Genomic DNA, 10036 nt, shown 5'->3' on the forward strand with positions numbered 1-10036 from the left:
CCGCACCGCCGGGCCGCGGCCCGGCGGTGATGTCCTCCGCGATGCGCTCCGCGAAGACCAGGCCCTCCAGGAGGGAGTTGGAGGCCAGGCGGTTGGCGCCGTGCACGCCGGTGCAGGCGACCTCCCCGCAGGCGTAGAGACCGGGGACGGTGGTGCGGCCGCGCAGATCGGTGCGGACCCCGCCGCTCGCGTAGTGCGCGGCGGGGGCGACCGGGATGGGCTCGGTCACCGGGTCGATGCCGTGCGCACGGCAGGCGGCGAGGATGGTCGGGAAGCGCCGCTCCCACATCGGCGCCCCGAAGTGGCGGGCGTCCAGGTACATGTGCTCGGCGCCGCGCTCCCGCATCCGTTGCATGATGGCCTTGGCGACGATGTCACGGGGCGCCAGCTCGGCCAGTTCGTGCCGGCCCCGCATGAAGCGCACCCCGTCGGCGTCCACGAGGTGCGCGCCCTCGCCCCGCACCGCCTCCGAGACCAGCGGCTGCTGGCCCTGTGCCTCCGGGCCCAGCCACAGCACCGTGGGGTGGAACTGCACGAACTCCAGGTCGCTGACCTCGGCCCCCGCGCGCAGCGCGAGCGCGACCCCGTCGCCGGTGGAGACGGCGGGGTTGGTGGTCGCGGAGAAGATCTGGCCCATACCGCCCGTGGCGAGGACGACCGCGTCCGCGCGCACCGCGCCCACGCCGTCCCGCCGGCCCTCGCCCATGACGTGCAGGGTGACCCCGGCCGCCCGGCCGGAGCCGTCCTTGAGCAGGTCGAGCACCAGGGCGTTCTCCACGGTGTCGATACCGGCCGCGCGCACCGCCGTCACCAGGGCCCGGGAGATCTCCGCACCGGTCGCGTCGCCGCCCGCGTGGGCGATCCGGCTGCGGTGGTGGCCGCCCTCGCGGGTCAGCAGGATCTCGCCCGTGTCCTCGTCGGCGTCGAAGCGGGCGCCGGTGGCGATGAGCCGGCGCACCGCGCCGGGCCCCTCGGTGACCAGCGTCCGTACGGCCCGCTCGTCGCAGAGCCCGGCGCCGGCGACCAGGGTGTCGTCCAGGTGCTGCCCGGGGGTGTCGCCCTCGCCGAGGGCGGCGGCTATGCCGCCCTGGGCCCAGCGCGTGGAGCCGTCGTCCAGGCGGGCCTTGGTGACCACGGTGACCTTGGCCCCGGCCGCGGCGCAGCGCAGCGCGACGGTCAGCCCGGCGACACCGGAGCCGACGACCACGACATCGGCCTCGGTGGCCCAGCCGGGGGCGGGGGCGCGCAGGGCGGTGGCGGGGGTCGTGGCGCCGGTCGCCGGCCGCCCGGTCGGACGGCTCATCGGGCGGCTCCGAACCACAGGCGGATGTTGTCTATCAGGCGGGTGGCGCCGACCTTGGCCGCGACGGCCAGCACCGCCTCGCCGGTGTGTCCGTCCGGGACCTCGGTGAAGTCGGCGGGGTCGACCAGGGCCAGGTAGTCGAGGACCAGCGGCGGTTCGCACCGGGCCGCCTCGTCGAGCACCGCACGCGCCGCCGAGCGCACCGCGGCGGGGGACGCGACCCGTATGAGCTCGTGCTCCTCCGCACCGGCCGAGGCCTCCCCGGCCGCCAGCAGCCCCGCGTCGCGCCCCGCGAACAGCGCCCGGGACAGGGCCAGCGCGGTGTCCCGCTCCTGGGCGGACAGATAGCGGTTACGGCTGGAGAGGGCGAGCCCGTCGCCCTCCCGGACGGTGGGGACGCCGACGATCTCGACCGGGAAGTCCAGGTCGCGCGCCATCCGGCGGACCAGCGCCAGCTGCTGGGCGTCCTTCTCGCCGAAGAAGGCGGCATCGGGGCGGGTGAGGTGGAGCAGCTTGGCGACGACGGTGAGCATGCCGTCGAAGTGGCCGGGCCGCGACGCGCCCTCATAGCGCTCGCCCATGGCGCCGGCCGCCATCCGGACGCGCGGCTCACCGTCCGGATAGACCTCCTCGGCTGCCGGGGCGAAGACGATGTCCGCACCCGCCCCGGCCGCGACCTCCAGGTCGGCGTCCAGGGTGCGCGGATAGCGGTCGAGGTCCTCGCCCGCGCCGAACTGCAGCGGATTGACGAAGACGGTGACGGTCACCAGGCCCTTGGCGCCCACCCGGGCGCGGGCGGCGCGGATCAGCGAGGCGTGCCCGTCGTGCAGCGCGCCCATGGTCATCACGACGGCCGTGCGCCCCGGCATGGCGAAGTGGGCGAGCGCCGCGTCCAGCTCCGAACGATGGCGGAACAGCTCCACATCAGGCTCCCCGTACGACGCCTTGGTCCACAGCTTCGGGCTCATGCCTCGCTCCCTCCCCGGCCCCGCACATCGCTGACGTCGGAGAGCACGCCCAGCAGGTCCTCCGCGAGCTCCGGCTTGAGCAGACCGTGCGCGAGCGCCCGGTCCGCGGTCGTACGGGCCATGGCCAGATAGCCGGCGACGGCCTGGGGGGCGTGCCGCCGCAGCTCGGCGACGTGTGCGGCGACCGTGCCCGCGTCGCCGCGCGCCACCGGACCGGTCAGCGCGGCGTCCCCGCTGCGCAGCGCGTTGTCCAGGGCGGCGCCGAGGAGCGGGCCGAGCATCCGGTCGGGGGCCTCCACCCCGGACGCGCGCAGCAGCTCCAGGGACTGGGCGACCAGTGTGGTGAGGTGGTTGGCGCCGATGGCGAGGGCGGCGTGATAGAGCGGACGGGACTCCTCCGCGATCCACTCGGGCTCACCGCCCATCTCGATGACCAGCGCCTCGGCCGCCAGCCGCAGCTCCTCGGGGGCGGTGACGCCGAAGGAGCAGCCGGCCAGCCGCTGGACGTCCACCGAGGTGCCGGTGAAGGTCATCACGGGGTGCAGCGCGAGCGGCAGCGCACCGGCCCGCAGGGCGGGCTCCAGCACACTGACGCCATAGCGGCCGGAGGTGTGCACCAGCAGCTGGCCGGGGCGCACCGCACCGGTTTCGGCAAGGCCGCTGACCAGCTCGGGCAGGGCGTCGTCGGGGACGGTGAGCAGCACCAGCTCGGCCCGCGCCAGCACCTCGGAGGGCGGGACGACGGGGACTTCGGGGAGCAGGGTGGCGGCCCGGCGCACGGAGGCGTCGGAGACGCCGGACGCGGCGACCGGACGGTGCCCGGCCAGCCGGAGCGAGGCGGCGAGGGCGGGGCCGACGCGACCGGCGCCGACGACCCCGACGGTGAGCCGGGCAGGTCGGTCCTGCGGCTCGGGAAGTGGTTGTGCGTTCACGCGACAGCGGCCTTCCGTTCCAGTCCTCAGGGGGTACCGGACGATTCCCCGCCATGCTACGCGAGTGTTTCCGGGGGGTTTGGCCGCACGCCCGGGGCTGTGGATAACTCTGTGGTCCGATGGACGCCCGTACGACATCATCGCCCCATGGCGGACGAGACGGGCGGCGCGGGCAGCGGCGCGGAAGGCCACACGGACCAGGTTGCCGACAACGCCGACAACGCCGACAACGCCGACAACGCCGACAACGCCGACGACACGGTCGAGGCGACCGGGGCTCCCGGCGAAACGGGCGGTACGGACAGTACGGGCGGCGACGGGGGCGGGACGGACGGCGGCGGGGGCGGGACGAGCGGCGGGACGACCAGCGGGACGACCGGCGGTAAGGCCGGTACGGGCGGGACGGGCGACGGTAAGGCCGGTACGGGCGGCGACGGGGGCGGGACGGACGGCGGGACGAGCGGGACGGACGGCGGGACGGACGGGACGGACGGCGGGACGGACGGCGGGACGGACGGCGACGGGAAGCAGGCCGCCCGGGCGCGCCGCATCGCGGCCTGGCACGGCTCCGAGCGGACGCTCGCGCACGGGCCGGCGGAGGGGCGGATCGCCGACTGGCTGGCCGCCCTCGCCCTGACGGCCGACGACCCGTCCTACGGCGGCGACGGCTGGGTGGACGTCTACGGCGACGGGGTCGTGGAGGAGCTGGAGCGCCGGGTCGCCGCGCTGCTCGGCATGGAGGCCGCGGCGTTCTTCCCCACCGGCACCATGGCGCAGCAGATCGCGCTGCGCTGCTGGGCGGGGCGCACCGGCGTCCCGGTGGTGGCGGTGCATCCGCTGGCGCATCTGGAGGTGCACGAGCGGGACGCGTATCTGACGGTGAGCGGGCTGCGCGCGGTGCGCCCGACGAGCGAACCGCGGCCGCCCACCGCCGAGGAGGTCCGCGACCTCGACGAGCCGTTCGGCACCCTCGCCCTCGAACTGCCGTTGCGCGACGCCGGATTCGTCCTGCCCTCATGGGAGGAGCTGGTCGCGGTCGTGGAGGCGGCCCGGGAGCGGGACGCGGTGGTGCACTTCGACGGGGCGCGGCTGTGGGAGTGCACGGCGCACTTCGGCCGGGAGCTGCCGGAGATCGCCGCCCTGGCGGACTCCGTCTACGTGTCCTTCTACAAGTCGCTGGACGGCATCTCGGGGGCGGCGCTGGCCGGGCCGGAGAGCCTGGTGGCGGAGGCCAGGGCGTGGCGCCACCGGTACGGCGGCCAGCTCTTCCAGCAGTGGCCGGCCGCGCTCGCCGCGCTGGCCGGTCTGGACCGCGAGCTGCCGAGGCTTCCGTCGTACGTGGTGCACGCCCGGGTCGTGGCGGAGGCGCTGCGGAAGGCGTTCACGGCGGCGGGGGTCGGGTGGTCCCGGGTGCATCCCGAGGTGCCGCACACCCACCAGTTCCAGGTGTGGCTGCCGTATCCGGCGGCGGTGCTGGACGAGGCGGGGGTGCGGCTGGCGGAGGAGACCCGGACGACGCTGTTCCGGCGCTGGCAGGAGCCGGGGCCGCCCGGTCTGGCCATGACGGAGGTGACGGTCGCCTCACCCGCACTGGAGTGGACGGCCGAGGACGTCACGGCCGCGGTCGACGCCTTCCTCGCACGGGTCCGGGAGCTCATGCGGCGGGACGGCTGACCGGCGCCGCAGAGCGGCGAGCCGCTCCGGCAGAGCCCTTGGCGCCTTGAGGCCCCGTACGGCCCGTATGGCGCGCACTGTAAGGCGGCTTTGAGCACGCAACGCGTCCATAAGGCGGCCTTGAGCGCGCATCACGTCCGTGAGGCGGCCATAGGCGCGCGGCGCGTCCGTAAGGCCGCCATGGGGGCGCATCACGTCCGTAAGACCGCCACGCGCACGCGGCGCGCCCGTAAGACCGCCATGAGCACGCGCCGCATCCGTAAAACCGCCATGGGGGCGCAGCACGTCCGTAAGACCGTCACGAGCGTGCAACGCATCCGTGAGGCGGCCACGGGCACGAAACGCATCCGTAAGGCGGCCGCGGCGGGCCGGGCGCTCCGCCATTACCGCCCGGAAGTCGCGGTAGGTCCGCAGCTCCCGCAGGGTGTGCCAGTCGTGCCGGCCCGGTGCGGGCGGGGCGGCCTCGCCGCGCTGGGCGGCCCGGTACAGATCGAGTACGTACTGCTCGGTGAGGGACATGGCTCGACCGTCCGCCCGGCGCCGGGCGGACGTCACGCCGATTGACGATCGCCGTCAAACGAGGGCGGCGGCGGGTGCGGCCTCCCGCACCATGGGGTCATGGCCACCGTCATCGACATCGCCGGGCTGCCACCCGAGCGCATCGTCTTCAGCCCGTCCCCGCTCGCCGAGCTGGGCGCAGCGCTCCATGTGCTGTCCGAGCCCGGCCACCACCCCGGGCTGCACGGCTGGGCCACCGCCACCGCCTCCGGTCTCAAACCGGATCTCGCGGACCGGCTCCACGAGGCGGACTTCCTGTGGCGCTCGGCGCGCTCCGATCTGCTGCTCCCGGCCGTCCCCGGGGCGACGCTCGCGGAGGAGCTGGACGCGCTGGACCGGATCGACGACGAGACGTTCGTGGCCGCCGCCTTCGAGATCGCCTGCTCCGCCTCGTACGCCCGGCACACCCCCTCGCCGCTGGTCGACGCGGGCGAACGGGCCCGGGTCCGGGAGATGGCCGCCGCCCGGGGGCCCCGGCAGGCGGCCTTCACCGATCGCATGCTGGCGGACCCGGACGGGCTGCGGGTGTGGTTGCGGCGGCTGCTGGAGGACTGCGACCAGGCGTTCTTCGCGGACACCTGGCGGCGGGTGGGGATCCAGCTGGCCGCCGACGCCCGCCACAAGGCGGAGCTGCTGCAGCGCAAGGGGCTCGCGGAGGCGCTGGCGTCGGCCTCGGCCGCGCTGTCCCTGTCCGGGGACGGGGACAGCATCCTGGTCGACAAGCTGGCGGGCGGCCGTACGACGGCGTCCGGCGACGGCGTCACCTTCATCCCGACCGCCTTCGGCTGGCCGCATCTCTTCGTCGTCCACGCCCCTGGCTGGCGGCCGGTGATCCAGTACCCGATCGCCGCCCCCGAGCTGCCCCCGCCCGCCGCCCTGGAGCTGGTCCAGCGCCGCCTCGACGCCCTGGCCCACCCGATGCGCATGCGCCTGTGCCGCACCCTGGCCCGCGGCCCGCACACCACCGGTGAGCTGTCCGAGTCGTACGGCATCACGCCCCCGGAGGTGTCCCGCCATATCGCCGTCCTGAAGAAGGCCGGTCTCCTCACCACCCGCCGCCGTGGCCGCTATGTGCTGCACCAACTCGACCTGACCTCGGTGGCCCGCCTGGGCAGCGACTTCCTGGAGAGCGTCCTGCGATAGGCGCCTTGCGACAGAGCGCGGGCCCTTCCCCACCATGCGGAAAACCGCCGCGAAACGGGCCGTAAGGCGCCCGCCCCTGCGGCGAAACGCCCGCGCCCACCGTAAGACGTCCACGCCGGCACCACGGCGGTCAGGGCCAACGACGGGACGGCCCCGCGAAGACCAACCGCAGAACACCCGCACCGACCACAAGGCAGCCGTCCCCGGGCCGCCTCAGCGCGCCGGTCCGGCCGGTCCCCCGGCCCGCACCAGCCCCGTCTCGTAGGCCATCACCACCACCTGCACCCGGTCGCGCAGCTCCAGCTTGGTCAGGATGCGGCCCACATGGGTCTTCACGGTCGCCTCGGACAGCACCAGCCGCGCCGCGATCTCACCGTTCGACAGCCCCTGGGCGACCAGCAGCATCACCTCGCGTTCCCGGTCGGTGAGCCGCTCCAGCTCCGGACGGGCCCGGCCCCCGGACCCACCGGCTCCCCCGCCGCCCGGCAGCATCGGTGCGAACCGGTCCAGCAGCCGGCGCGTCGTACTGGGCGCGACCACCGCGTCACCGCTGTGCACCGCGCGGATCGCCGCGAGCAGTTCCCCCGGCGGCACATCCTTGAGCATGAAGCCGCCCGCCCCGGCCTTGAGCGCGGAGAAGGCGTACTCGTCCAGGTCGAACGTGGTCAGGATGATGACCTTCGGCGCCCCCTCCCGCTCACATATCCGCCGGGTCGCCTCCACCCCGTCCAGCTTGGGCATCCGGACGTCCATGAGGACGACGTCCACTTCCGTGGCGCGCAGCACCTCCAGCGCCTCCACCCCATCGCCCGCCTCGGCGACGACCTCCATATCGGGCTGGGCGGCGAGCACCATCCGGAAACCGGTGCGCAGCAGCACTTGGTCATCGACGAGCATGACGCGGATCGACATCCGGACGGGTCCCTTCCCTCTGGCCTGGCAGTCGGCCTACAGCACCTATCAGATCAACGGACCGGCTTCAGCGGCAGCAGCGCGCTGATCCGGAAGCCCCCGCCCGGCCTCGGCCCCGCGTCGAGCGTGCCGCCCACCATGCCGACGCGCTCCCGCATCCCGATCAGCCCGTGGCCGCTGCCGTCGGCGCCGCCGTCCTCGTACATCTCGCGCTGCGATCCCCGCCCGTCGTCCTCGACCAGCAGCCCGAGCCCGTCGTCGAAGTAGGTGAGCTGGACGCTCGCGCCCACGTCCGGGCCGCCGTGCTTACGGGTGTTGGTGAGCGCCTCCTGCACGATGCGGTACGCGGTCAGCTCGACCCCGCTGGGGAGCTGGCGCGGGCTGCCCACGACCTTGAACTCCACCGGCAGCCCGGCGCCGCGCACCTGCTCCACGAGCTCGTCGATCTGCTCGACGTCCGGCTGCGGGACGTACTCGTTCTCCTCGCCCGGCTCCCCGGTGCGCAGTACACCCAGCAGCCGCCGCATCTCGGCGAGCGCCTGGCGGCCGGTGCTGGAGATCGTCTCCAGCGCCTGCCGGGCCTGTTCGGGCGAGGCGTCCATGACATACGCGGCGCCGTCCGCCTGGACCACCATCACCGACACGTTGTGCGCCACGACGTCGTGCAGCTCGCGTGCGATCCGGGCGCGCTCGGCGGCCACCGCGACCTTCGACTGGGCTTCGCGCTCCTTCTCCAGCCGGGCGGCGCGCTCCTCCAGCTGGGCGTAGTAGGCCCGGCGGGTGCGGATCGAGTCGCCGAGCACCCAGGCCAGCACGAAGGGGATGGACATGAAAACCGCCGAGACCGCGGTCTCCCACCAGGTCTGGTGGGCGTGCGGCGGCCAGCGGAGGGTCGCGAGGGGGGGCGCGCAGACCGCCGCGCCCAGCGCGAAGCGGGAGACCTGACGCGAGGAGGTGACCGCCACCGTGTAGACGATCACCAGCATGGCGAAGTCGGTGGGGTTGGGCCTGATGTCCACGGCCATCTGGGCGAGACCGCACAGGATGGCCAGCCCCAGCATCTTCTCGGGGGCCCGGCGGCGCAGCGCGATCGTCGTACCCAGCGCCAGGACGATCGGCCCGCCCACGATCCGGGAGTCCGCGCCGATGGACGCCTCTACGAGCCACAGGAACCCGGAACCGACGAGGAGGACGGCCCAGAAGGTGTCCACCCCTGTCGGATGCCTGCGGAGAAATTCGTAGAGGCGCTGCACGTCACCCAGCGTAGGCATCGCCCCGACCCTCCCGGGTCAGCCCGAGGGGCGATCCGTACCGGCCGGTCCTACTCCCCAAGGTGGATACGAACGCGCTTAGCGTGGCGGGGTGGCAACTGAGAAGCACGAGTGGACCGGATGGCGTACAGCGACCGAACGGGCGCTGTACGGGGCGGGCGGCTTCTACCGGAGCGCGGAGGGCCCGGCGGGGCATTTCCGCACGTCCGTGCATGCCTCACCGCTCTACGCCCGAGCGGTCGCGGAGCTGCTGGGCCGGGTGGACGAGGCGCTGGGCAGACCGGCTGAGCTGGCGCTGGTGGACCTGGGCGCCGGCCGGGGCGAACTGCTCACGGGAGTGCTCGCCCTGGCGCCCGGCCTGCCGCACGGGCTGGCCCGGCGGCTGCGGCCGTACGCGGTGGAGCGGGCGGAGCGCCCGGCGGGCCTGGACGGGCGGATCGCCTGGCTGGACGCCCCGCCGGACGGGTGCACGGGGCTGCTGTTCGCCAATGAGTGGCTCGACAACGTCCCGGTGGACGTCGCCGAGACCGACGCGGACGGCGTGCCGCGCCGGGTCGAGGTGGATCTCGCGGCGGGCGACGGCACCGAGCGGCTCGGCGCCCCGGTGGACGGCGCCGACGCCGAGTGGCTGGCCCGCTGGTGGCCCTTGGCGGGCGCCGAGGCGGGGCTGCGGGCCGAGATCGGCCATCCGCGCGAGGCGGCCTGGGCGCGGGCCGTGCGCTCCCTGCGGGCGGGCCTGGCGGTCGCCGTCGACTACGCCCACGAGCGCGCCGCCCGGCCCCCCTTCGGCACGCTGACCGGCTTCCGCGAGGGGCGCGAGGTCCGGCCCGTCCCGGACGGCTCCTGCGATCTGACCGCGCACGTCGCGATGGACGCGTGCGCCGCCGCGGCCGGGCCCGGCTCCGGGCTGATGACCCAGCGCGAGGCGCTGCGCGCCCTGGGCGTCGACGCCCGCCGCCCCCCGCTCGCCCTGGCCTCCACCGACCCCACCGGCTACGTCCGCGCCCTCGGCGCGGCGGGCGAGGCCGCGGGGCTGACCGACCCCGCCGGTCTGGGCGCCTTCACCTGGCTCCTCCACCCGGTGGGCCCCGCCTGCGCCGCCCTCCACCACCTGCGACCAGCCCCGTGAGCGAGGGCAGACGCCACCCGCGGCCCGCCCGTGAGCGGCGGCCCGGTGCCCGGTGGAGTCCTACCCGGGGGCGGGGTCCGGGCCGGAGTCCGGGCCAGGGTCCGGGCCGAGGGCCGGGGCAGACCCGAGCCGAGGGGCGGGCGGGG

At 75.0% G+C, this 10036-nt stretch carries 9 protein-coding genes; 4 read left to right on the forward strand and 5 right to left on the reverse strand.

Features of this window, described 5'->3' with window-relative positions; genetic code table 11:
• The 3 genes from AXW62_RS00800 to AXW62_RS00810 form a co-directional block, all read right to left on the reverse strand.
• Window positions 1-1303, reverse strand: a 1303-nt coding sequence (locus tag AXW62_RS00800) for an L-aspartate oxidase (protein ID WP_060942758.1), incomplete at its 3' end; no start/stop codon positions are given.
• Window positions 1300-2271, reverse strand: coding sequence for a pantoate--beta-alanine ligase (gene panC, locus AXW62_RS00805; protein WP_060942759.1), 972 nt, complete (start codon window positions 2269-2271; stop codon window positions 1300-1302). The genes panC and AXW62_RS00800, both read right to left, overlap by 4 nt.
• A complete protein-coding gene (locus AXW62_RS00810) occupies window positions 2268-3203 on the reverse strand; it encodes a Rossmann-like and DUF2520 domain-containing protein (RefSeq protein WP_060942760.1) in 936 nt (311 codons plus the stop codon). The genes panC and AXW62_RS00810 overlap by 4 nt, the downstream gene beginning before the upstream one ends.
• Before the next feature lie 549 nt (window positions 3204-3752).
• Here AXW62_RS00810 and AXW62_RS00815 point away from each other — a divergent pair.
• The 3 genes from AXW62_RS00815 to AXW62_RS00825 all read left to right on the forward strand — a co-directional run bounded on the left by AXW62_RS00815 (window position 3753) and on the right by AXW62_RS00825 (window position 6578).
• Complete coding sequence (locus tag AXW62_RS00815) at window positions 3753-4877, forward strand: threonine aldolase family protein (protein WP_060942765.1); 1125 nt, start codon at window positions 3753-3755, stop codon at window positions 4875-4877.
• Between the two features lie 120 nt (window positions 4878-4997).
• A complete protein-coding gene (locus AXW62_RS43675; RefSeq protein WP_159060781.1) occupies window positions 4998-5441 on the forward strand; it encodes a hypothetical protein in 444 nt (147 codons plus the stop codon).
• 54 nt (window positions 5442-5495) lie between these two features.
• Window positions 5496-6578 carry a DUF5937 family protein gene (locus AXW62_RS00825; RefSeq protein WP_060942762.1) on the forward strand — a complete coding sequence of 361 codons (1083 nt, stop codon included), beginning with the start codon at window positions 5496-5498 and terminating at the stop codon, window positions 6576-6578.
• 213 nt (window positions 6579-6791) lie between these two features.
• On the opposite strand, the gene AXW62_RS00830 is transcribed toward AXW62_RS00825, so the two are convergent.
• Both AXW62_RS00830 and AXW62_RS00835 read right to left on the reverse strand, forming a co-directional pair.
• Window positions 6792-7490, reverse strand: coding sequence for a response regulator transcription factor (locus AXW62_RS00830; RefSeq protein ID WP_060942763.1), 699 nt, complete (start codon window positions 7488-7490; stop codon window positions 6792-6794).
• 53 nt (window positions 7491-7543) lie between these two features.
• A complete protein-coding gene (locus tag AXW62_RS00835) occupies window positions 7544-8743 on the reverse strand; it encodes a sensor histidine kinase (protein ID WP_060942766.1) in 1200 nt (399 codons plus the stop codon).
• A 109-nt stretch (window positions 8744-8852) separates the two neighbouring features.
• Between AXW62_RS00835 and AXW62_RS00840 the strand changes: the two genes are divergently transcribed.
• The gene (locus tag AXW62_RS00840) at window positions 8853-9890 is read left to right on the forward strand and encodes an SAM-dependent methyltransferase (protein ID WP_060942764.1); all 1038 of its coding nucleotides are present in this window, start codon (window positions 8853-8855) and stop codon (window positions 9888-9890) included.
• The last annotated feature ends 146 nt before the right edge of the window (window positions 9891-10036 follow it).

Origin of the sequence: Streptomyces hygroscopicus subsp. hygroscopicus (genome assembly GCF_001553455.1) — a bacterium.
In the GTDB taxonomy this organism is placed as follows: Bacteria; Actinomycetota; Actinomycetes; order Streptomycetales; family Streptomycetaceae; genus Streptomyces; species Streptomyces hygroscopicus.

Bases quoted from the DNA above. Each gene is read 5' to 3' on its own strand.
- panC (WP_060942759.1), bottom strand. From the start codon at position 2,271: ATGAGCCCGAAGCTGTGGACCAAGGCGTCGTACGGGGAGCCTGATGTG.
- AXW62_RS00825 (WP_060942762.1), top strand. From the start codon at position 5,496: ATGGCCACCGTCATCGACATCGCCGGGCTGCCACCCGAGCGCATCGTC.
- AXW62_RS00830 (WP_060942763.1), bottom strand. From the start codon at position 7,490: ATGTCGATCCGCGTCATGCTCGTCGATGACCAAGTGCTGCTGCGCACC.